The organism is Bradyrhizobium sp. Mp27 (assembly GCF_029953005.1).
GTDB lineage: Bacteria > Pseudomonadota > Alphaproteobacteria > Rhizobiales > Xanthobacteraceae > Bradyrhizobium > Bradyrhizobium barranii.
The window spans coordinates 1-231 of the sequence record NZ_JASAUS010000782.1; the positions used below are offsets into that span (position 1 = coordinate 1).

The 231-nt window shown below is 64.5% G+C and carries 1 protein-coding gene; it reads right to left on the bottom strand.

Going from position 1 to position 231, the window contains the following annotated elements:
* Nucleotides 1–204 (bottom strand): transposase (locus QJT78_RS52640; protein WP_281460998.1); only part of this gene is annotated, 204 nt, incomplete at its 3' end.
* Between the last annotated feature and the right edge of the window lie 27 nt (nucleotides 205–231).

The window sequence follows — 231 nt, forward strand, 5'->3', positions numbered from 1 at the left end:
GACCAGGCTGTGCACGACCCGCGTCGGATCGCGCCGATCCGGGAACACCCGGGCCAGATTGTCGGCCAAACCGAGACGCCGCTCGGCCATCGCCAGAAGCATCACGCCCCCATTCGAGGTTAGGCGTCCACCATCGAAGGCAGCTGTGACTTTCTTGGCGTGAATGGCTGGAAACGAGAAGGGCGGAATCGTATCGTCGGTCATGGCGGGCGTGGCGTTCGCGGTTGGAGG